Source organism: Nocardia jejuensis NBRC 103114 (assembly GCF_001613145.1).
Lineage (GTDB): Bacteria > Actinomycetota > Actinomycetes > Mycobacteriales > Mycobacteriaceae > Nocardia > Nocardia jejuensis.
On the sequence record NZ_BDBU01000056.1, the window covers coordinates 1 to 20,593 of the forward strand.

General features: G+C 68.4%; 19 protein-coding genes. 14 read left to right on the plus strand and 5 right to left on the minus strand.

The window, feature by feature from the left end; genetic code table 11:
- Positions 1-613: 613 nt before the first annotated feature.
- The 3 genes from NJ1_RS33765 (at position 614) to NJ1_RS33775 (ending at position 2,813) form a co-directional block, all read left to right on the plus strand.
- A complete protein-coding gene (locus NJ1_RS33765) occupies positions 614-1,888 on the plus strand; it encodes a geranylgeranyl reductase family protein (protein ID WP_067703044.1) in 1,275 nt (424 codons plus the stop codon).
- A complete protein-coding gene (locus tag NJ1_RS33770; protein ID WP_067703046.1) occupies positions 1,885-2,304 on the plus strand; it encodes a helix-turn-helix transcriptional regulator in 420 nt (139 codons plus the stop codon). Before NJ1_RS33765 ends, NJ1_RS33770 begins: the two co-directional genes overlap by 4 nt.
- A 74-nt stretch (positions 2,305-2,378) precedes the next feature.
- The gene (locus tag NJ1_RS33775) at positions 2,379-2,813 is read left to right on the plus strand and encodes a VOC family protein (protein WP_067703047.1); all 435 of its coding nucleotides are present in this window, start codon (positions 2,379-2,381) and stop codon (positions 2,811-2,813) included.
- 107 nt (positions 2,814-2,920) lie between these two features.
- Here NJ1_RS33775 and NJ1_RS33780 read toward each other — a convergent pair whose 3' ends face one another.
- A complete protein-coding gene (locus NJ1_RS33780; protein ID WP_067703049.1) occupies positions 2,921-3,424 on the minus strand; it encodes a DUF2505 domain-containing protein in 504 nt (167 codons plus the stop codon).
- A gap of 39 nt (positions 3,425-3,463) precedes the next feature.
- Here NJ1_RS33780 and NJ1_RS33785 point away from each other — a divergent pair, with 39 nt between their 5' ends.
- The 4 genes from NJ1_RS33785 to NJ1_RS33800 all read left to right on the plus strand — a co-directional run bounded on the left by NJ1_RS33785 (position 3,464) and on the right by NJ1_RS33800 (position 10,832).
- Positions 3,464-3,949: a DUF3592 domain-containing protein gene (locus NJ1_RS33785; protein WP_245717697.1), complete on the plus strand. Its 486-nt coding sequence runs from the start codon at positions 3,464-3,466 to the stop codon at positions 3,947-3,949.
- Positions 3,950-3,958: 9 nt separating this feature from the next.
- On the plus strand, positions 3,959-4,672 hold the full coding sequence (locus NJ1_RS33790) for a demethylmenaquinone methyltransferase (protein ID WP_084479138.1): 714 nt from the start codon (positions 3,959-3,961) through the stop codon (positions 4,670-4,672).
- 341 nt (positions 4,673-5,013) lie between these two features.
- Positions 5,014-9,630 carry a bifunctional nitrate reductase/sulfite reductase flavoprotein subunit alpha gene (locus NJ1_RS39520; RefSeq protein ID WP_157574480.1) on the plus strand — a complete coding sequence of 1,539 codons (4,617 nt, stop codon included), beginning with the start codon at positions 5,014-5,016 and terminating at the stop codon, positions 9,628-9,630.
- Between the two features lie 173 nt (positions 9,631-9,803).
- The gene (locus tag NJ1_RS33800; protein WP_067703055.1) at positions 9,804-10,832 is read left to right on the plus strand and encodes an alpha/beta hydrolase; all 1,029 of its coding nucleotides are present in this window, start codon (positions 9,804-9,806) and stop codon (positions 10,830-10,832) included.
- Between the two features lie 42 nt (positions 10,833-10,874).
- Here NJ1_RS33800 and NJ1_RS33805 read toward each other — a convergent pair whose 3' ends face one another.
- Entirely contained in the window at positions 10,875-11,909 is a 1,035-nt protein-coding gene (locus tag NJ1_RS33805; protein ID WP_067703057.1) for an aldo/keto reductase, read from the minus strand.
- A gap of 83 nt (positions 11,910-11,992) precedes the next feature.
- On the opposite strand from NJ1_RS33805, the gene NJ1_RS33810 reads away from it, so the two are divergent.
- Positions 11,993-12,613, plus strand: a complete 621-nt coding sequence (locus tag NJ1_RS33810; RefSeq protein ID WP_067703064.1) for a TetR/AcrR family transcriptional regulator — start codon at positions 11,993-11,995, stop codon at positions 12,611-12,613.
- A gap of 88 nt (positions 12,614-12,701) precedes the next feature.
- Here the strand turns inward: NJ1_RS33810 and NJ1_RS33815 are convergent, their stop codons facing one another.
- The gene (locus tag NJ1_RS33815; RefSeq protein ID WP_067703071.1) at positions 12,702-13,304 is read right to left on the minus strand and encodes a TIGR03086 family metal-binding protein; all 603 of its coding nucleotides are present in this window, start codon (positions 13,302-13,304) and stop codon (positions 12,702-12,704) included.
- Between the two features lie 188 nt (positions 13,305-13,492).
- On the opposite strand from NJ1_RS33815, the gene NJ1_RS33820 reads away from it, so the two are divergent.
- Together NJ1_RS33820 and NJ1_RS33825 are read left to right on the plus strand one after the other, a co-directional pair.
- A complete protein-coding gene (locus NJ1_RS33820; RefSeq protein WP_067703073.1) occupies positions 13,493-13,726 on the plus strand; it encodes a DUF8836 family protein in 234 nt (77 codons plus the stop codon).
- A 133-nt stretch (positions 13,727-13,859) separates the two neighbouring features.
- A complete protein-coding gene (locus tag NJ1_RS33825) occupies positions 13,860-14,102 on the plus strand; it encodes an Rv3202a family protein (protein WP_245717699.1) in 243 nt (80 codons plus the stop codon).
- A gap of 176 nt (positions 14,103-14,278) precedes the next feature.
- On the opposite strand, the gene menD is transcribed toward NJ1_RS33825, so the two are convergent.
- Entirely contained in the window at positions 14,279-15,910 is a 1,632-nt protein-coding gene (gene menD / locus NJ1_RS33830; RefSeq protein WP_067703077.1) for a 2-succinyl-5-enolpyruvyl-6-hydroxy-3-cyclohexene-1-carboxylic-acid synthase, read from the minus strand.
- A gap of 113 nt (positions 15,911-16,023) precedes the next feature.
- Between menD and NJ1_RS33835 the strand changes: the two genes are divergently transcribed.
- Entirely contained in the window at positions 16,024-16,851 is an 828-nt protein-coding gene (locus NJ1_RS33835; RefSeq protein WP_067703080.1) for a siderophore-interacting protein, read from the plus strand.
- A 100-nt stretch (positions 16,852-16,951) separates the two neighbouring features.
- Here NJ1_RS33835 and NJ1_RS33840 read toward each other — a convergent pair whose 3' ends face one another.
- Entirely contained in the window at positions 16,952-17,398 is a 447-nt protein-coding gene (locus tag NJ1_RS33840) for a DUF6918 family protein (RefSeq protein ID WP_067703083.1), read from the minus strand.
- Between the two features lie 297 nt (positions 17,399-17,695).
- Here NJ1_RS33840 and NJ1_RS33845 point away from each other — a divergent pair, with 297 nt between their 5' ends.
- The 3 genes from NJ1_RS33845 to NJ1_RS33855 all read left to right on the plus strand — a co-directional run bounded on the left by NJ1_RS33845 (position 17,696) and on the right by NJ1_RS33855 (position 20,585).
- Entirely contained in the window at positions 17,696-18,589 is an 894-nt protein-coding gene (locus tag NJ1_RS33845; RefSeq protein ID WP_067703177.1) for a 1,4-dihydroxy-2-naphthoyl-CoA synthase, read from the plus strand.
- Between the two features lie 189 nt (positions 18,590-18,778).
- Positions 18,779-19,168, plus strand: a complete 390-nt coding sequence (locus tag NJ1_RS33850) for a VOC family protein (RefSeq protein ID WP_067703086.1) — start codon at positions 18,779-18,781, stop codon at positions 19,166-19,168.
- Positions 19,169-19,286: 118 nt separating this feature from the next.
- Complete coding sequence (locus tag NJ1_RS33855) at positions 19,287-20,585, plus strand: inorganic phosphate transporter (RefSeq protein WP_084479133.1); 1,299 nt, start codon at positions 19,287-19,289, stop codon at positions 20,583-20,585.
- Positions 20,586-20,593: the final 8 nt, after the last annotated feature.

Genomic DNA, 20,593 nt, shown 5'->3' on the forward strand with positions numbered 1-20,593 from the left:
GCCGGGCCCCATTTTCTGCCCTCCGCTTCGCTGCGGGCGGTTCGTGGCCCTGCAAGCTCGCTTCTTCCCTCCCTCCGCTCCTCCGCTTCGCTCCCCCGCTCCACTCAGTCCAGAAGCGAGCCGGGCCACGAACACCTGGTAATGCCGCTGGTAGAAGGGGATTCGAGCGAGACGACGTCGAAACGGGTCGCGGTCACTCGGCGACACGACAGCAAGAGCGTGGATTCGACCTAGGCGGCAACGGACCGAGAACCACGATCGCTCGGCGACGCTGCTGGCAGAGGCGCGGGTTCGAGCCAGCCGTCACGAAACGGGTCGTGACCACTCGGCGACACCGACGGCGAGACGAAGGTTGAGCGAGACGACAATGAAACGAGCGTCCATCATTTGGCGAGAGCAAGGTTCGAGGCGACCAGCAACGAACCTGGCCGTGATCGCTCGGTGACGGCAGCGGCTGGCGCGAGGGGCGGGGTCGGTCGGTTCGGAGTTGTGGTGGGGCGTCGGGTTTCCGCTTCGAGTCCGGGTGGGTTGTGGGTGGGGCTCGGTTCGAGTGATTTATGTCGGCGGTGATCCGCGTCGACATTGTCTGGGATGGGCTGCGAGTATTGACGGCATGGATGCAGCGGACGGTGTGGCCGAGCAGGGGCCGGACTCGCAATTGCTGCCGGCGCATGCCGATGTGCTGGTGGTGGGGGCCGGGCCGGCGGGGTCGGCGGCGGCCGCGTGGGCGGCGCGAGCCGGGCGCGATGTGCTGCTGACCGATGCGGCGGTGTTTCCGCGGGACAAGACCTGCGGGGACGGGCTGACGCCGCGGGCGACCGCGGAGCTCGAGCATCTGGGACTGGGCGATTGGGTGCGGCTGCACACGATCAACCGGGGACTGCGGATGGCCGGGTTCGGGCGCGAGGCGCTGCTGCCGTGGCCGGACGGGGCGTTCCCGGCGTACGGAAGTGCCGTTCCGCGTACCGAACTCGACGACAAGCTGCGCGAGACCGCGGTGAAGTCGGGGGCGCGCATGGTGGACGGCACCCGCGTGGTGGAGGTCGCCCGCGACGGCGATCGGGTCACCGGGGTGACCGTCAAGACCGAGAGCGGGCTGCGGGCGGTGTCCTGCAACACCCTGATCGTCGCGGACGGCGTGCGATCTCCGGTCGGAAAACTGCTGGGGCGCACCTGGCATCGCGAGTACGCGTACGGGGTGGCGGCGCGGGCGTACATCAAGTCCGAGCGCAGCGACGACCCGTGGATCACCTCGCATCTGGAATTGCGGGAGGCCGACGGCACCCTGATTCCGGGATACGGCTGGGTGTTCCCGCTCGGCAACGGTGAGGTGAACATCGGGGTCGGTTCGCTGGCCACCGAGAAGCGCCCCTCCAACATCTCACTGAAACCGCTTCTGCAGCACTATGTTTCGCAGCGCCGCGAAGAGTGGGGCTTCGAGGGTGAGGCGCGTGCGGTGGCCTCGGCCCTGCTGCCCATGGGCGGCGCGGTCTCGAATGTGGCCGGCCGCAACTGGGCCCTGGTCGGCGACGCCGCGGGCTGCGTGAACCCGCTCAACGGCGAGGGCATCGACTACGGTCTCGAGGGCGGGCACATGCTGTCCGAACTGCTGGACGAACCGGATCTGAGCCGGGTATGGCCGGAACTGCTGCGCGCCCGCTACGGCCGGACCTTCTCGATGGCGCGGCGACTGGCGGCGCTGGCCACCAACCCGCGCGCGGTGCCGCTCGGCGGACCGCCGGTCATGCGCTCGAAGTTGTTGCAGCGCACGGCGGTTCGCGTAATGGGCAATCTGGTGACCGACGAGGATCTGGACCTCACCGCGAAACTGTGGCGGGGCGCGGGCCGCGCGTCCATGCGCCTGGACCGACTGGCCCCGTTCGCGTGAGCCCCCGGCCGGTTCCCGAGGACCTGCTGCCGCATCTGCGGCGGGCCCGGGACCTGGCCGACCTGCACTACGCGCAGCCGCTGGACCTGGACAGTCTGGCGGCGGCCGCGGGGGTGTCGAAGTATCACTTCCTGCGCTGCTTCGCCGCGACCTACGGCAAGACTCCGGCGCTCTACCTGGCGGAGCGGCGGATCGAACGGGCACAGGATCTGCTGCGCGCCACCAATGTGACCGTGACCGAGGTGTGCATGCTGGTCGGGTACAGCAGCCTGGGGTCCTTCAGCAGCAAGTTCACCGAACTGGTGGGGATGTCGCCGTCGGAATATCAGGCCAAGTTCGTGGCGGAGGGCGCCCCGCACATTCCGGGCTGCTACGTCTTCATGCACGGGCTGTCCGATCGCAAACTGCCGGACTGACCGGTGAGACCCCGTTCCGGAGTTGCGCAATTTCGGAGAAGCCCGGGCGCGAGCCGGGGTCATAGCCTGGTGGCATGACGATTACGAATGTCTCGCTGGTGACCGTGTACGTGACCGATCAGTCCGCCGCGAAGGAGTGGTACACCGAGAAGCTGGGTTTCGTGGAGACCGCGGATGTGACCATGGGCGACAACGGTTTCCGCTGGGTGACCGTGGCTGCGCCGCAGCATCCCGAACTGGAGGTGACCCTGATGATCCCGGGTCCCCCGCTGGACGAGAATCTGGCCGAGGCGATCCGCCGCTCGCTGGGCAGTGGCACGCAGGGCTCACTCGGACTGCGAACGGACAACTGCCAGAAGACCTTCGAGGAACTCACGGCCAAGGGCGTGGAATTCGTGCAGCCGCCGGCCGAGCGGCCCTACGGCGTGGAAGCCATCGTTCGCGACAACTCCGGGAACTGGCTGGTGCTGGTGGAGCCGCGGGAATTCGACCCGTCGGCCGGGCAGTAGCGGCCCGTGCGGCCCGGTCCGGGAGGTGAGGTCCCGGACCGGGCCCATCGAGCGTGACCTCGGTGGTGCGCGAAACAGCTGGAACGTGAACCGATTCGGTGTGTCGATCAGGCGTTCTGAGCGGCGAACCAAGCCTCGACGGACTTCTGCTCGCTGTTCATCACCTTCTGCAGCAGGTTCTCCACCAGCGGCTCGATCGCGCCGCCGACGAGCGGGACCTTCACGGTCACGATGCCGGTGACGACGATCTCGGAACCCGAGGCGGCCGAACGCAATTCGAAATCGCCCGCCATCTCGGTGGTGATGCCGCCGGATGCGCCGTCGAAGGTGCCCTTGGCGGCGCCACCCTCGAGCGGTCCCCAGGTGTCGGTGCGCTCGAGCACCAGGTCGCTCTTGAGGACCTTCTTCACGAGGCCGGGGATCTTGTCTTCGGATGCTTTTTCGGTCATATGAATGCGAATGGTGCCGGGCCCGTCCGGGTGGGAGAGGTCCAGCGTGGCGGTCGTCGCGTCCTTGAAACGTGCCTGCCACATCTCGTCATTGGTCAGTGCCCGGTGAAGCTCTTCGACCGGAACGCTGTACTGCACGGTGAAGCTGAATTTACGGGACATGGCGGCAAGGGTAGTCCGGTCATGGAATAGCCTGGTGAAGTGTCGGAAACTAGCCAGTCTGCAAGCAGCGCGGATCGCTTCCGGCGAACCCGGGTCGGCGTCGTGATCGCCGCGTCCGCGGTGAGCGTGCTCGCGGTCCTGCTGGTGCTGGCCGCCTGGAAAGACGACCGGATGATCAGTTCGGATATGGGCGTGACCAGCGCGGAAGTCCTGTCCGCGGGCCGGTTGCGGTCGGCGGTCATCTTCGTGACGCCCGATGGCGAGACCCACAACCCGAAGGTCGGGGTGCTGTACCCGACCAAACTCACCGCCGGCGAACGCATCAATGTCGAATACTTGCGCAGCGATCCCGATCTGGTTCGTGTCGCGGGTCGCGATGCGCGTGTCGCGATCATTCCCGCACTGTCGGTGATCGTGGTGTCGTGGGCGCTGGCCGTGCCCGCGCTCTGGCTGCTCGGTTCTCCCCCGGCGCGCTGGTGGGGCGCGGCGCGGGCGCGATGGTCGCGCACGCGTGTCGCCCGCTAGGGTGCGGTGGTGGCGAAATCTGAGCGGCGAGAATCGTTTCGAGCCTCGCTGGACAAGCAGCCGCACGAGGTCGCGTCGATGTTCGACGGGGTCGCGAAGCGGTACGACATCACCAATACCGTGCTTTCCGGCGGCCAGGACTACTTCTGGCGGCGCGCGACCCGTAAGGCGCTGGCACTGCGCCCCGGCGAGCGGGTCCTGGATCTAGCCGCGGGCACCGGTGTGTCCACCGTGGAGCTCGGCAAGTCCGGCGCATGGTGCGTGGCCGCCGACTTCTCGCAGGGCATGCTCGCGGCGGGCCGATTCCGGAACGTGCCGATGGTCGCGGGCGATGCCATGGCGCTGCCGTTCGCGGACGGGTCGTTCGACGCGGTGACCATCTCCTACGGTCTGCGCAATGTCGCCGACACCGATCTGGCGCTGCGCGAGATGCTGCGCGTCACCAAGCCGGGTGGCCGGCTGGTGGTGGCCGAGTTCTCGACCCCGACCCTCGCGCCGTTCCGCACCGTCTACATGGAATACCTGATGAAGACGCTGCCGCAGGTCGCGACCGCCGTCTCCAGCAATCCCGACGCGTACGTCTACCTGGCCGAATCGATCCGCGCCTGGCCGACGCAGACGCAGCTCGCGTTGAAAATCGCGGACGCGGGCTGGTCGGCGGTGAAGTGGCGCAACCTCACCGGCGGCGTCGTCGCACTGCACCGCGGATTCAAGCTCGGCTGAGCGGGTTCACACCGAGCCGAGCGAGTTCGCACCGGGCGAGCGAGTTCGCACCGGGCGAGCGGGTTCGTAGCGGGCGAGCGGGTTCGTAGCGCGCGAGCGGGTTCGTAGCGCGCGGGTTCGTGGTGGGCGGTTTCGCACCGCTCTCGATCTGGTTCGGGGGCGCGCAGGCCCGGTTCGAGCCGGGTTCCGGTCGCGCTGTGTCTCGACTCACAGTCCGGCGTCCCGGCTCGCGGTGGCGCTGACCTGGCCTCACACTGGCGAATTCGAGCGGTGAGGGGAATCGTCATCTGCCGCTAACGTTCGGTAAATCGGGCGCAATCCCGAATCGCCAGGATCGTGTCATGGCGGATACGACCACTCCCGGCTCGAGCACCCGAACCGCGTGCTCGTACTGCGGGGTGGGCTGCGGCATCACCGTGCAGACCGGCACCGGCGAGCGCGGGCAGCGAGTGATCGCCAAGGTCAGCGGCGACAAGCTGCATCCGGTGAACGCCGGGCGACTGTGCACCAAGGGCGCCACGCACGCCGAGCTCATGCGCGCGCCCGGGCGGATGGACTCCGCGTATCGGCGGCCCGAACGCGGGCAGGCGCCGGTACCGGTGCCGGTCGAGGACGCCGTGCGCGAGGCCGCGGACCGGCTGCGCGCGATCCTCGATGCCCACGGACCCGACTCCATCGCCCTGTACGTGTCCGGGCAGATGTCGATCGAAGCGCAGTACGTGGCCACCAAACTCGCCAAGGGGCACCTGCGCACGGTGCACATGGAGGCGAATTCCCGGCTCTGCATGGCCAGCGCCGCCACCGGCTACAAGCAGTCCCTCGGCGCGGACGGGCCGCCCGGATCGTACGAGGACCTCGACCACGCCGATCTGTTCTTCGTGATCGGCGCGAACATGGCCGACTGCCATCCGATCCTGTTCCTGCGCATGGCCGATCGGCTCAAGGCGGGCGCGAAACTCATCGTGGTGGATCCGCGCCGCACCGATACCGCCACGCGCGCGGACCTTTTCCTGCAGATCCGGCCCGGCACGGACCTCGCGCTGCTGAACGGACTGCTGCACCTGTTGGTCGAGAACGGTGCCATCGACGACGAGTTCATCGCCGAGCACACCGAGGGCTGGGCGGACATGCCCGAATTCCTGGACGGGTACCCGCCCGACCTGGTCGCCGAGATCACCGGTATCCCCGAGGCCGACATTCGCACCGCCGCACAGTGGATCGGCGAAGCACGCGAATGGATGTCGCTCTGGACGATGGGCGTGAACCAGTCCACCCACGGCACCTGGGCCACCAATGCGATCTGCAATCTGCACCTGGCCACCGGCGCGATCAGCCGCACCGGCAGCGGGCCCTTCTCGCTCACCGGACAGCCCAACGCCATGGGCGGGCGCGAAATGGGTTACATGGGACCGGGACTGCCGGGGCAGCGCAGCCTGCTGAACGCGGCCGACCGGGAGTTCGTCGAGCGGGAATGGGAGCTGGAGCCCGGCACCCTGCGCACCGAGGCCGGACCCGGAACCGTCGAGATGTTCAACGAACTGGCCGACGGGAAGATCAAGGCGTGCTGGATCGTGTGCAGCAATCCCGTTGCCTCCATGGCGAATCGGAAGACCGTGATCGCCGGGTTGGAAGCCGCCGAGCTGGTCATCGCGCAGGACGTGTACACCGAGACCGCCACCAACGCCTACGCCGATCTGCTGCTGCCGGGCACGCTGTGGGCCGAAGCCGATGCGGTCCAGGTGAATTCGGAGCGCACCATGACGCTGCTGCGACGCTCGGTGGATCCGATCGGTGACGCGCGACCGGATTGGCAGCTCATCGCCCAGGTGGCGACGGCCATGGGGTTCCCCGGTTTCGGCTATTCCTCCAGCGCCGAGATCTTCGAGGAGATCAAGCGATTCGGCAATCCCGGCACCGGATACGACCTGCGCGGGATCAGCTACCAGGCGCTGAGCGAGGGCCCGATGCAGTGGCCGTGCCCCGATCCGGCGCAGCGCCGCAACCCGATTCGCTATGTGAACGACGGCGTCAGCCAGCACCTGTTCACCGATGAGCACGGACACACCCCGCGCCTGGCCTTCGCCACCCCCAGCCGCCGCGCCGTGTTCTGGCCGCGCCCGCACCTGCTCCCCCACGAGATGCCGGACGCGGATCACCCGTTCGTGCTCAACACCGGTCGCCTGCAACATCAGTGGCACACCATGACCAAGACCGGGAAGATCGCCAAACTCACCAAGTTGAACGGGCAGCCGTTCGTCGAGGTGCACCCGGACGACGCCGCGAGACTCGAGGTGCGCGAGGGCGACCAGCTCGAGATCGCCTCCCGCCGGGGCCGCGCGGTGCTACCCGTACGCGTCAGCGATCGGGTGCTCCCCGGCAACTGCTTCGCCCCCTTCCACTGGAACGACGAGCAGGGCGAATACCTGACCATCAACGCCGTCACCAACGACGCCGTGGACCCGGCCTCCCTGCAGCCCGAGTTCAAGGTGTGCGCGGTGCGCCTACGGAAGGTGGCCGTCCTGACCAGCACCGAAAGCCGCACGGCCGCACACGGTTCGGCGGATGTCTCGCATTCGGAGACAGTGCCCGGCACGATGGCCGGGCTCGGCGCGATGGCCGGGCTCGGCGCGATAGCCGGAGGATCCGCGGCCGGGTCCGCCGCGGGGCGCGCGGGTGCGACAGAAGGTTCCGGCGCCGAAGCCGGATCAGGCGTGATGGCAGGGTCCGGCGCGGGTGCCGGGTTCGGCTCAGGTGCCGGGTTCGGCACGGCGGCAGTCTCCGGCGGGGCGGCGGGGTCCGGCGGTATGCCGGGCGGACCGCATCCGCTGGCTGCCATGCTCGGCCTCGACGGCGGGACGCCGCCGACCCTCAGCGAGACCGAACGCATCTATCTGGGTGGGTATCTCGCGGCGCTGCACTCACTGCCGGTGACCGGGCAGCCGGAATTGCCTGAGACGGCGCCGATTTCGGGGGCGAGCAGGTTGTGGGTCAACGGCCTGCTGGCCGGGATGTACTCGCGCGCCGCGCCGGTCGGCGATCAGCACGGCGCCCTCATCAGCGGATCGGACTCTCCCGGACTCCCGGACGCTGCCGACGCGGCCGCCGTGCGGACGGTGACCGTGCTGTGGGCCTCGCAGACCGGTACCGCCGAGGAGCTCGCGGCCGAGGTCGCGACCCGGCTGTCCGACAGCGGATTCACGCCGCGACTGCTCGATATGGATACCGCCGAATTGACCGATCTGACCGGCGACGTGCTGGTCGTGACCAGCACCTTCGGTGACGGCGGACCGCCCGACAACGGCTCCGACTTCTGGGATCGCCTCAGCGACAGCGTGATTCGCCTGAACACGCTCCGATACGCCGTCTTCGCCCTGGGCGACTCCTCGTACGACGACTTCTGCGGCCACGGCCGCAAACTCGACTCGCTGCTGGCCGAGCGCGGCGCGACCCGCCTGCACCCCCGAGTCGACAGCGAACCCGACCACGAACCGCTCTCGGAACAGTGGCTCGACGCGATCACGACGGCCCTGACCACAGGTCCCGGCGCCACTCACCCGGGAACCGGCACCGCTCACCCGGACACCGGCCCGGGCACTGGACTTTCCACCGGCCCCTCCTCCGGAGCCGACCTCGTATCGGGCCCGGTCGGTGAGTCGAGTTCGGTCGGTGGGTCGGGTTCAATCGGCGGACCGGGTTCGGTCGCTCGGCCAGGTTCGGTCGGCGGACAAAGCTCGGGCGGTAGGCCGGGATCGGGCGGCGGGGCAGCTTCAGGCGGTGGGCACGGTTCGGGCGGTGGGGCGCGGTTGTCCGTGGCGACGCGGAGCGCGGCGCCGTTCACTCGGAATGCTCCGCTACCGGCGAAGTTGGCTCGCAACGAGCTGCTTTCGCGTGAGGGCGCGGGAAAAGAGGTGCGGCAGTTCGGGTTCGATCTGCGGGGACTGGAGGCGAGCTACGAGGTCGGGGATTCGCTGGGGATCCGGCCCGCCAATTGTGCCGCGCTGGTGTCGGAGTGGCTGGAGGTGACGGGACTGGACGGTCATCGGGCCGTCGAGTCGGACGAGCGTGAGGTGTCGCTGACGGAGGCGCTGACCACGCAGTACGACATCACGAAGGTGAGCGGGGATCTGCTCTCGTTCGTGGGCGAGCGCAACGCCAGTCCGCGGCTGGCGAAGCTGTTGCGGCGGGACAATCGCAACGAGCTCGACGGGTATCTGTGGGATCGGCAGCTGGTGGACGTGCTGCGGGACTTCCCGGTGCAGGCCGATCTGGTGGAGTGGCTGGGAACGCTGAAAAAGCTGCAGCCCCGGCAGTATTCGATTTCCTCCAGCCCGCTGGTCGACCCGCACGAGGTGCGGTTGACCGTCGGCGTGGTTCGGTACGGCGATCCCCGGGCGATCGGGTCGGCGGCGCGGCGCGGCGGGGTCTGCTCCACCTTCCTGGCCGATCGGGCCGGGGCCGATGTGCCGATCTTCCTGCAGCGGGCGCCGCATTTCCGGCCGCCGCTGGATCCGAACGCGCCGATGATCATGGTCGGCCCGGGCACCGGAATCGCGCCGTTCCGGGGTTTCCTGCAGGAGCGCCGCGCGCTGGGCTGCCGGGGCCGCAATTGGCTGTTCTTCGGTGATCAGCACGCCGACGAGAACTTCTACTACCGCGCCGAACTGGAGGACATGTTCCGGTCCGGCTTCCTGACCCGGCTGGATCTGGCGTTCTCCCGGGATCAGCGCGAGCGGATCTACGTGCAGCACCGGATGATCGAGCACGGCGCGGAGCTGTGGTCGTGGCTGCGCGAGGGCGGTCACCTGTACGTGTGCGGTGACGCGGCGCGGATGGCCAAGGACGTGGACGACGCGCTGCTTCGGATCGCCCGGGTGCACGGCAAGCTGAGCGAGGAGGCCGCGCTGGCGTTCAAGAAGCAACTGGTGGCCGAGAAACGCTACGTGCGCGACGTCTACTGAACCCGAGCCGGGGACCGGGCGGCCGCCCCCAGAGAATCAGGGGCTGCCCGGTTATCTGAAATGCTGATATTTGTATTTCATCCGGGTGGGACGTTCGGCCGGGAGAGTCGTCATGGGGACGGCGCGCGAAATACCCGGGGGACCGCAGCGTGAACCGTCGCAGCACCGCACGAATGGCTCTCGCGGCGCTCGCCGCGGCCGCGTCGATCGGTGCCGGCACTATTTCCGCCGTCGCCGACAGTCCGGCCGCGCTCGAGGTCGCCGTGCCCACCGCGACAGCACCGGACGGCTCCTTCATCGAAAATATCGAGTCCACCGGCGACCGCACCCTGCGCCTCACCGTCCATTCCGCGGCGATGAATCGGAGTTTCCCGGTGGACGTGCTGCGCCCCGCCGACATCTCCGAGGCCAGGCCCACCCTCTACCTGCTCAATGGCGCCGGCGGCGGCGTGGACGACGCGTCCTGGCAATTGCGCACCGACGCTCTGGATTTCCTGTCCGACAAGAATGTCAATGTCGTGCAGATCATCGGCGGAGCCTGGACCTGGTACACCGATTGGATCGCTCCGGATCCCGTTCTCGGCGTGAACAAATGGTCTACCTATATCGGCCGGGAACTGCCGCCGTTGATCGATGCCGCGCTGGGCACGAATGGTGTGAATGCCATTGCGGGACTTTCCATGGCGGGCCTGCCGGTACTGAATTCCGTCATCTTCGATCCGGGTCTTTTCCGCAGTGCGGCCGTGTACAGCGGACTCATGCAGACCACCACTCCGCTCGGCCGGAGATCGGTGAAACTGGTCACCGAAACCTACGGCCGCGGCGATGTCGCGAATATGTGGGGCTCGGACGACGATCCGCTGTGGGCGGCGAACGATCCGACCCTCAATGCCGAAAAACTGCGCGGTACACATCTTTTCATCGCCACCGGCAACGGCATACCGGGAATCTACGATCTGCCCGGCGCACGCGGCCGGATGGAGACCGACGCGCTCGAGACAGCGGGCACCGTCGCCCTCGGCGCGGTCATCGAGGCGGGCGTCGATGCGTCCACCCGGGCGTTCCAGCACCGGCTCGAGGAACTGAACATTCCCGCGACCTTCGTCTACCGCACCAGCGGCACCCACACCTGGGGCTACTGGCAGGACGATTTCAAGGCGTCCTGGCCGGTGCTGGCACAGGGCTTGTATTCGGCCCCTTAGCCCTGGCGATCCCGAGTCTCACACGGCAGTCCGCGGCGATTCTCAGACGGCCGGCGGATTGAGCCGCGCGAAATCCGCGAGCCGGTAGTACGGGTAGTAGGGGTACGGCGGCGTCACCGCGCTCGCCTTGTCCAGGCGCGCGATCTGATCCGCGTCCAGACTCCAGCCGAGGGCGCCGAGATTCTGCCGCAGCTGCTCCTCGTTCCGCGCGCCCACGATGACGGTCGAGACGGTGGGGCGGCGCAGCAGCCAGTTGAGCGCGATCTGCGGCACGGTGCGACCCGTCTCGGCGGCGATATCGTCGAGTACGTCCACGATCTCGTAGAGCAGTTCGTCGTTCACCGGCGGCCCGGCCCCGGCGGTCTTGTGCAGGCGACTGCCCTCCGGAAGCGGTTGTCCCCGGCGGATCTTCCCGGTCAACCGTCCCCAGCCCAGCGGGCTCCACACCACCGCGCCGACGCCCTGATCCAGACCCAGCGGCATGAGTTCCCACTCGTAGTCGCGTCCGGCCAGCGAGTAGTAGACCTGGTGTGCGACATAGCGGGGCAGACCGTGCCGGTCCGCTGCCGCAAGGGATTTCATGAGCTGCCAGCCCGCGAAGTTGGACGCGCCGACATAGCGGATCTTGCCCGCGCGAATCAGATCGTCCAGTGCGGCAAGGACTTCCTCGACCGGGGTGCCGGCGTCGAAGGCGTGCAACTGGAACAGATCGATGTGTTCGGTACCGAGGCGACGCAGCGAACTCTCCACGGCGGTGATGAGCCGGGCGCGGCCCGAACCGAAATCGGCGGCCCCGGGGCCGGTGGGCAGGCTCGCTTTGGTGGAGATGAGCACCCGATCTCGGCGACCACGGATCGACTCGCCGAGAACCTCTTCCGACGCACCGTCCGAGTAGACGTCGGCGGTGTCGAACATGGTGACGCCGGCCTCCAGACTGATGTCCACGAGTCGGCGGGCCGCCTGCGCGTCGGTGTCACCCCAGGCGCCGAAGAGTTCGCCGCGACCACCGAAAGTGCCCGCGCCGAAGCTCAGAGCCGGAACCTGCAGACCTGACGCGCCGAGCCGACGGTACTCCATGATCTTCTCCTAACGGAACTGCTGTTTCATTAACACGACAGACGATACACTCCCGTTGTCGCAAATGGAACCGGAGGACCGTTATGGACCGAGATATCGATGCACCGGGGTCGATTCGCCCTGGTGGGCGCACTGCCCGCGTCCGCGATGCCGTGTTGAAGGCCGCCGGTGACCTCCTGGCCGAACGCGGGTTCGCCGACCTGGATCTGGCCGAGGTCGCCGCCCGCGCCGAGGTCGGCAAGACCACCGTCTACCGCCGCTGGCGCACGCCCGCGGGGCTGGTCGCGGATCTGCTCGTCGACATGGCGGAAACCTCACTCCCCCACGCGGATACCGGCTCGCTGCCCGGGGATCTGCTCGCCAATGCCCGCCTGGTCGCCGCGACGCTCACCGATCCGCGCCAGGGCCGGCTCTTCCGGGCCGTCATCGCCGCGGCGACCACCGACGACTCCACCGCCCAGGCCCTGCATCGCTTCTACGACACCCGGCTCACCGAATGGTCACCGTGCGTCGAGACCGCCGTCGCTCGCGGCGAAATCCCCTCCGGCACAGACCCGCGCGCGGTCCTGGCCGCCGTCTCCGCGCCGCTGTACTACCGCCTGCTCGCCAGCGGCGATCCGATAGACGCCACGGCCGTCACCGCCGCGGCCGAAGCCGCCGCCCTCGCCGCCCGATCAGGTGTATTCGTCACCGCCGAGCCGTGATTCGGCGCGAACTCCCCACGGGAACGTCGTTTCGGTTCGCCCGCACCGTTCTTCGCCCGCACCGTTTTTCGGTGCAGCGGCGAGTAGATCAGGCGAGCGAGCCTTCGCGGTGCGCGCTCCAGTCGGGGTCGCGCCCGGTGAGGCCGAGAACTCGGTCGAACAGGGGCGCGTTGTCGGGGACCGGGACGACCGGGCCGAAGAGACCGGGCGTGCCTTCCACAGGGGTGTCGCGCAGCATGCTCAGCAGAATGTTGAGGTCGTTCGAATCGGGGACGAAGGACTGGGAGGTGGCCCGGGCCAGGTCCCAGCCGTGGATGATCAGCTCGTCCAGGGCGAATACCGCGCTCTGCGAAGCGGACAGCTCCACACCGCCGACCTGGGTCTCCCCCTCCCAGGCGGCGGGCTCGCGCCACGCGGTGACCAGAGCCTCGAGCTGGGCGGGAATCACGGTGCGCCACTCGCCCAGACCCAGATCGGGCGCGAGGGCGTTCGGCAGCTGGGCGCGGCCGATCATCTCCTTGGTCGCGGCCTTGCGAAACGCCTCGGTGAAGCCGATGACGTGGGCGAGCAACAGGTGCACGGTGGTCTCACCGCAGGGTGTCACCGTATCGAGCTGATCGTCGGAAATTCCACTGACCAGGGCCTCTAGTGCGGATGCGGCCGGTTCCAGATCGAAGGCCGGGCTGTTCATGGGTTCCTCCCGATGCGCGGAGCCCCTGGGCAGAGGCCTGCTCATGAACTAGGACTACCCAGTCTCACCGGAATAATCGCCCCGAATCGCGCGCCACTGCGTGCGGATGCACTCACAGCGCCGCTTCGTGACCCGGTCGTTAGCCCGCAAGTGCGGCGAAAAGCGCTGGTAGCGAGGAGAATTGGAAGATGAAGGGTGATCGAGTGGAGATCGTCGTCGATACCGGCGACGGATCTCGCAATTACGAAGTGGCGGCGACCCGAGCGGGCCGGCGAGTCGAGGTGCGCATCGCGCGCGGCGTGGTCGAGGTCATGGAGGTGACGCGCACCGGAACGACGGTGCGCACGGCGCGCTTCCTGGCGGGCCGGGTATTGGCCCTGGTCGAGCACCCCGCCGATCCCGGGCCGTTGGACGGCGAATGACCGCGGCGGTTGCCATCCCGGTGTGCACGGGGGCATCCTCGGAGATGTCCGGCAACACCGGTAGCAGCACGGCGCCATAGCGGCGCCGTCCACTCGCGGCGCTGTCCCGCAGCGCGGCGGAGAGGAGCATCCGATGACAGACCGCACCATGGACGCCGATCGCACCCTGGGCGCAGTGCCCGAGGCCGATTACGTCGAGCAATCCATTCCGGCCTACCCCGACAGCCAGGCCGACGACGACATCACGGCCGAGTCGCCGGTCGTGCGCGTCCCCGAGGGCGAGAGCGGCTGGTCCGCGGACGAGGGCGATCTGGTCGAACAGGCCATCCCGGTTCCGCTGGACGACTACGACGACGGCGCGGCCGGCGAGGACTGATGCCTGTCGTCTGAACCGACTCGGGCCGCAGGCCGAGCCAGGCCGCAGGCCGAACCGGGTCGCAGGCCGGACCGGGTCGGCCGAGCCGGACCGACGCATCGTCGGTGTGGCGACCGTGCGCACCCGAGGCGCGGCACCGGAAAGCGCCCGGGTCGCCGGATATGCCGAAGCGCCCGTCAGTGCGCGATGGCCGCGCGCACGGTGGCGTGCAGTTCCCGCAGGCTGGACCGCTCGGTCACCACCTCGAGCACGCGGATGCCGTGCGCACGCCCGGTCAGCGCCGCCTCGAGTTCGGTGGTGTCGACCTGGCGATGCGGGACGCGGTAGGCGGCGCACAGCGCGGCCAGATCCATCCCGTGCGGGGTGCCGAAGACGCGTTCGAAGACCCCCGCGTACTGCGGGTCACCCTGTTCCAGCAGTTCGAAGATGCCGCCGCCGTCGTCGTTGGCCACCACGATGGTGAGGTCCTCGGGCCGCGGTTCGCCGGGTCCGATGAGCAGGCCGGAGGCGTCGTGCAGGAAGGTCAGGTCACCCATCAGCGCGATCGTGCGGCCCGAATGGCTCAGTGCCGCACCGACTGCCGCCGAGACGGTCCCGTCGATTCCGGCCACCCCGCGATTGGACAGCACCCGCACACCCGGGCGCGGATGCCAGACCAGCGCGGCGTCGCGCACCGGATTGGACGCGCCGAGCAGCAGTTGATCACCGTCGCGCAGCGCCGCGGTGACCACGGCCGCCACGTGCAGGCCGGTCGGCTTGGGATGCCCGGCGAGCTCCGCGCGCACCACGGCGTTCGCCTTCTCGTTCAGATCCGCGCACAGTTCCAGCCATTCCGGCCGGGGCACGCCCGCGGTGACCGCGCGGGTGCCCGTGCCGACCACGTTGCCGGACACGTCGGGCCAGCGCGGGCCGGTGGTCAGCGCGTACACGGTGACCTCGGGATCGGCGAGCAATTTGGACACCGGGCGGTGCAGGGTCGGCCGGCCGGTGATGATGGCCTGCTTCGGCTTCAGCAGCGGCAACGCCAGCGGATGCAGCGCCGGGCCGTGCAGGGGCGCGGTGGGTTCGGCGACGGTCGGCAGCGACGCGAGTTCGGGCCGCAGTCCGGCGCCGTGGCCGGAGATGACCACGGTGTCGAGGGTGAGGTCGATATCGAGCGGAACGTCCAGTGTCGCGTATTGCGTTGCGGTCCAGGGCCGTTCGTCGGGACGCCCGGCCGGGAGCGTTTCCCCGGCGGCCATGTCCGGCACCAGCGGTTCGCGCAGCGGAATGTCGAAGTGCACCGGCCCGGCATTGCCGGAACGGGTGCCGCGCGCGGCGGCCAGCACCCGGCACACGGCCGAACGCCAGACGCTGTTCTGCTTGTCGTAGCAGTGCCCGGGTTCCTCCTCGGCGAGACCGAGGCTGATGGTGGCGCGCACCTGGCTGCCGAACAGGCCCAGTTGTTCCACGGTCTGATTGGCGCCGGTGCCGAGCATCTCGTAGGGCCGGTTCGCGCTCAGCACGATCAACGGCATCCGCGCGTAGTTGGCTTCGAGCACGGCGGGCCCGAGATTCGCGACCGCGGTACCGGAGGTCATGACCACGGGAACCGGGCGACCACCCGCGATGGCGAGGCCGATGGCCAGGAATCCGGCGCTGCGCTCGTCGATGCGCATGTGCAGGCGAATCCGTCCGGCGGCGTCGGCGGCCTGTAATGCGAATGCCAGCGGAGCATTTCGCGATCCAGGGCACAGGACCACGTCCCGGACTCCGCCGCGCGCGAGTTCGTCGACGACGACCTGCGCCTGTGCTGTCGAAGGATTCACATCCTCCAGCCTCTCAGACAGTCGATCATTACGCTGCGTCGCCCCGCTCACACCCGCGAGTGTGGCCAGCTCACACCTATCAGACCAACTTAGGGTTTGCTAACCTAAGGCATATGGCGAAGCGCACCAAATATGTCAAGCCCGAACATCGGGAGATTCTCACGGCGGAGGTTCTGGCCAGCAAGCGGCTGAGCCCGAACTTCGTTCGTGTCACCATCGGCGGGGAGGGCCTGGCCGGTTACACCTCGATGGGTTTCGACCAGTGGTTCCGGCTGTTCATGCCGGGCAAGGACGGCAACCTGCGCCTGCCCACCTCCGCGAGCAGCCTCGGCTGGTACGCGCAATATCTGATGATGGGCAAGGAGACTCGTCCGGTAGTGCGCAACTACACGGTGCGCGACTACCGCGCCGCCGGTTTCGGGGAGTTCGGCAGCTCGGCGGAGATCGACATCGACTTCGTCTCGCACGGGGACGACAGCCCGGCCTCGACGTGGGCCAACAACGCGACTCCCGGCGACAGGATCGGCCTGCTCGACGAGGGCATCATGTACCAGGCCCCGGACCACTGCGCCTTCTCGCTGCTGGTGGGCGACGAGAGCGCGCTGCCCGCGATCGCGGGTTCGCTGCGTTCGGCGCCACGCGAGCTGAAGGGTGCGGCGTTCATCGAGATTCCGCACGCCGACGACGCGCAGGAATTGAACGAACCCGAAGGGGTGCAGGTGAACTGGGTCGTGCGCGAGGACGCGCATGCCGAAACCGGTACCGCGGTCGCGAATGCGGTGCGCACGGCGGACATTCCGTCCGCGGGCGTGTACGCGTTCATCGCGGGCGAACAGAAATTGGCCTCGGGCGTGCGCCGGCATCTGGCTCAGGAACGGGAAATCCCCAAGGCGGACATCACTTTCACCGGATACTGGCGAGTCGGCAAGGCCGCGGGCTGAGTCTCGCTACCTCAGGGTCCGAATACCTCGGGGTCTCGATACCCCAGGTACGACAACCGAGTTCGCGGCCCCGCACGTGGGCCGCGAACCGGTCATTTGATTAACCAGCGTGACGCTGGATCAGAGCACCAACGCGCGGAAGCGCCTCGGCGACATGCTTCTTCGCCGAGGAACGGAGCGAGCCGTACACCTTCGTCAGCGCCGGACGAGACGACGCCTCGGCGCGCTCGTCGGTCACCGCGAGCAGTGCTTCGGCAACTTCGTCCTGCTTCGAGACCAGCAGATCGCCGAACGAACCCGCGCCCGAAGCCTTGTATTCGGCCCAGAACGGGTCCAGCTGCGACACGAACTTCGGGATGAACGACTCGAGCGCGTCACCCACGATGGTCGGGCTGACCTTCTTGATCGCGGCGTAGCCGCCCTTCACGGCGAGGCCGGACGCGCCGCCCTTGTCGGACACCTCGGCATCCAGAACCTCTTTCGCGTCAGCCAGGAAGGCCGGACGCTTGGCGTCGTCGAGCAGGGATTCAGACAGTGCTGCAACCACTTTCAGGTTCCTCCGGATAGTTTTTCGATGAGCGAGCGCGTGCAACTATACGCACCGGTGTCCCCGCACACGCGATGCCAACGCGCTACCGACTGCCGTGGCAGTTACAGCACTGTAAGCCCTCCGCAATCGGTTGGCAGCGTTTCACTTTCACCTACCGGCCAGTCACCGAGCGCCGCACCGATGTGGTCAAATGTCCGAATTCCGCTGCCCGCAATTCGCCGGCACCCGCAAATCGCCGAGCGGATCAGCGGAGGGAGTCACGGGCGCCCGGATCCGAACAGTATGTTCGAGGCCGTGACCTTCAATGCGAAGCTGTGGGAGCCCGTACCCGGGTTCGAGAACCTCACCGACATCACGTACCACCGGCACATCGATCAGGGCACCGTGCGGATCGCCTTCGATCGGCCCGAGGTGCGCAACGCCTTCCGGCCCCACACCGTGGACGAGCTCTACCGCACCCTCGACCACGCCCGGATGAGCTCCGACGTCGGGGCGGTCCTGCTCACCGGCAACGGACCCAGTCCCAAGGACGGCGGCTGGGCCTTCTGCTCCGGCGGTGATCAGCGCATCCGCGGCCGCAACGGGTACCAGTACGCCGACGGCGAGACCGCCGACACCGTGGACCCCGCCCGCTCGGGGCGACTGCACATCCTCGAGGTCCAGCGCCTGATCCGGTTCATGCCCAAGGTCGTCATCGCCCTGGTCAACGGCTGGGCCGCCGGCGGCGGACACAGCCTGCACGTCACCTGCGACCTCACCCTAGCCAGCCGCGAGCACGCCAAATTCAAACAGACCGACGCCGACGTGGGCAGCTTCGACGGCGGCTACGGCAGCGCCTACCTGGCCAAAATGGTCGGGCAGAAACGCGCCCGCGAGATCTTCTTCCTCGGACGGCCCTACACCGCCGAGGAAATGAAGACGATGGGCGCGGTCAACGAGGTCGTCGATCACGACGACCTCGAGAACGTGGCACTGGAGTGGACCGGTGAGATCCTCGGCAAATCCCCGCAGGCGATCCGCATGCTCAAGTACGCGTTCAATCTGTCCGATGACGGACTGGTCGGTCAGCAATTGTTCGCCGGTGAGGCCACACGGCTGGCGTACATGACCGACGAAGCGGTCGAGGGGCGCGACTCGTTCCTGCAGAAGCGCGAACCCGACTGGAAGCCCTACCCCTGGTACTTCTGAACTCTCCGGTGTGGCCGCGAACCCTCCGGGCTCGTGTGCCGCCCCGGTCCTCGGGACTTCGGGTCTCCCGGCCGAGCAGCCGAGAGACCGAGAGGTCGAGAGGTCGAGTTCCACCCGAACATCGAACACGGCGGCGTGCGCGTCGGCGTTTCCTCGCGTAGCTAACGCACGGCTGGGAAGCTGGCACATATGGAGATACTGGGCAGTCGGGTCATTCTGCGGCCGGTCGACTACGAGCGGACGCTGGCGTTCTATCGGGACTCGCTGGGACTGGCGATCGCACGGGAGTATCCGGGGGGAACCGTCTTCTTCGCCGGGCAGTCGCTCGTGGAGGTCGCCGGACACGGCCGGACCGACGGGGATCCGCAGGGGTTCGCGGGGGCCATCTGGTTGCAGGTGCGCGACTGCGCCGATGCCGCGGCGGAACTCGCGCTCGGGGGTGTCGTGATCGATCGGGCGCCGGCGCGGCAACCGTGGGGGCTCATCGAAATGTGGGTGCGCGACCCGGACGGCGTGCCGATCGTGTTCGTCGAGATTCCCCCGGACCACCCGCTCCGCCGGGATATTCGAGGCGACTGAGCTGCACCTGCGCTGGACGGGCGGCCCCCGGCACCCGCCTTAGCACGCAGGTAGCCGTGAAACACGCCCGGGGGCACCGGTTAACACGCCGTGAACGATATAGCGCAAACTGAACGGTGTGTCTGCCGAACTGCTCGTTCTGCTGATCGTTGTCTTCACGGCTCTGGCGTTCGACTTCACCAACGGATTCCACGACACCGCGAACGCGATGGCGACCTCGATCGCAACAGGTGCCCTCCCACCACGTACCGCCGTACTCCTGTCCGGAGCGCTGAATCTCGTCGGCGCCTTCCTGAGCGTGGCGGTCGCGGCAACGGTGGCCGAGGGCATCGTCGACCTCTCCGAGGTGAGCGGAGAAGCCCTGCTGGACATCGTGTTCGCGGGCCTCGTCGGCGGCATCCTGTGGAACCTGTTCACCTGGTTGTTGGGTTTGCCGTCGAGTTCCTCTCACGCCCTGTTCGGCGGGCTGATCGGCGCGACCATCGCCGCGCTCGGCTGGGAGGGCGTGATCTGGACCGCCGGCAGCAAGGGCGTGCTGGCCAAGATCGTCATCCCCGCTCTGCTCGCGCCCGTGGTCGCCGCGCTGGTCGCCGCCATCGGATCGTGGGTGGTGTACCGGATCACCCGGGGCAGCAACGAGCGGACCGTGGATCGCGGATTCCGGTGGGGGCAGATCGGTTCCGCCTCGCTGGTCTCCCTCGCGCACGGCACCAACGACGCGCAGAAGACCATGGGCATCATCTTCCTGGCGCTGATCGCGCACGGATCGGCCAGCGCGAGTGATCCGCTGCCGCTGTGGGTGATCGTGTCCTGCGCGATCGCCATCGCCGCGGGCACCTGCCTGGGCGGGTGGCGGATCATCCGCACCCTGGGCAAGGGTCTGGTCGACATCGCGCCGCCGCAGGGCTTCGCGGCCGAATCCACCAGTGCCGCGATCATTCTCACCTCGGCGCACTTCGGCCTGCCGCTGTCCACCACGCAGACCGTGACCGGTTCCATCCTCGGCTCGGGCCTGGGCAGGCCCGGCGCGGAGGTGCGCTGGGCGGTCATGGGCCGCATGGCGGTGGCCTGGGCGCTGACGCTGCCGCTCGCGGGCATCGTGGGCGCGCTGTGCTGGGCGCTGCTGCACGGCATCGGCGGGACCGCCGGCGTGCTGGTGGTGTTCGTGCTGCTGATCGTGGCGGCCGGTGCGATCTGGCGGCGCTCCAAGCGCACCGCGGTGAACTCGCACAACGTCAACTCCGAGTGGAAGGCCGCCGCCGCGCCCGCGACTCCGGGCGCGCCCGCGGCGCTGTCCACGCCCGGCGGCACCACCTCGGGCCGGACCGGGCGGACTCCGCAGATCCAGCGCGAGGACACGCACCCGGCGCACCGCGAGGACACCACCGCGGCTCGGCGCGACAACGGACTCGGCTAGGAGGCGGC

What these genes read in the sequence shown, in the direction of transcription:
- NJ1_RS33810 (WP_067703064.1), top strand. Translation starts at nt 11,993, where the DNA reads ATGGACCGAGATATCGATGCACCGGGGTCGATTCGCCCTGGTGGGCGC.
- NJ1_RS33765 (WP_067703044.1), top strand. Translation starts at nt 614, where the DNA reads ATGGATGCAGCGGACGGTGTGGCCGAGCAGGGGCCGGACTCGCAATTG.
- NJ1_RS33835 (WP_067703080.1), top strand. Translation starts at nt 16,024, where the DNA reads ATGGCGAAGCGCACCAAATATGTCAAGCCCGAACATCGGGAGATTCTC.
- NJ1_RS33800 (WP_067703055.1), top strand. Translation starts at nt 9,804, where the DNA reads ATGGCTCTCGCGGCGCTCGCCGCGGCCGCGTCGATCGGTGCCGGCACT.
- NJ1_RS33815 (WP_067703071.1), bottom strand. Translation starts at nt 13,304, where the DNA reads ATGAACAGCCCGGCCTTCGATCTGGAACCGGCCGCATCCGCACTAGAG.
- NJ1_RS33780 (WP_067703049.1), bottom strand. Translation starts at nt 3,424, where the DNA reads ATGTCCCGTAAATTCAGCTTCACCGTGCAGTACAGCGTTCCGGTCGAA.
- NJ1_RS33775 (WP_067703047.1), top strand. Translation starts at nt 2,379, where the DNA reads ATGACGATTACGAATGTCTCGCTGGTGACCGTGTACGTGACCGATCAG.
- NJ1_RS39520 (WP_157574480.1), top strand. Translation starts at nt 5,014, where the DNA reads ATGGCGGATACGACCACTCCCGGCTCGAGCACCCGAACCGCGTGCTCG.
- NJ1_RS33850 (WP_067703086.1), top strand. Translation starts at nt 18,779, where the DNA reads ATGGAGATACTGGGCAGTCGGGTCATTCTGCGGCCGGTCGACTACGAG.
- NJ1_RS33805 (WP_067703057.1), bottom strand. Translation starts at nt 11,909, where the DNA reads ATGGAGTACCGTCGGCTCGGCGCGTCAGGTCTGCAGGTTCCGGCTCTG.
- NJ1_RS33825 (WP_245717699.1), top strand. Translation starts at nt 13,860, where the DNA reads ATGACAGACCGCACCATGGACGCCGATCGCACCCTGGGCGCAGTGCCC.
- NJ1_RS33820 (WP_067703073.1), top strand. Translation starts at nt 13,493, where the DNA reads ATGAAGGGTGATCGAGTGGAGATCGTCGTCGATACCGGCGACGGATCT.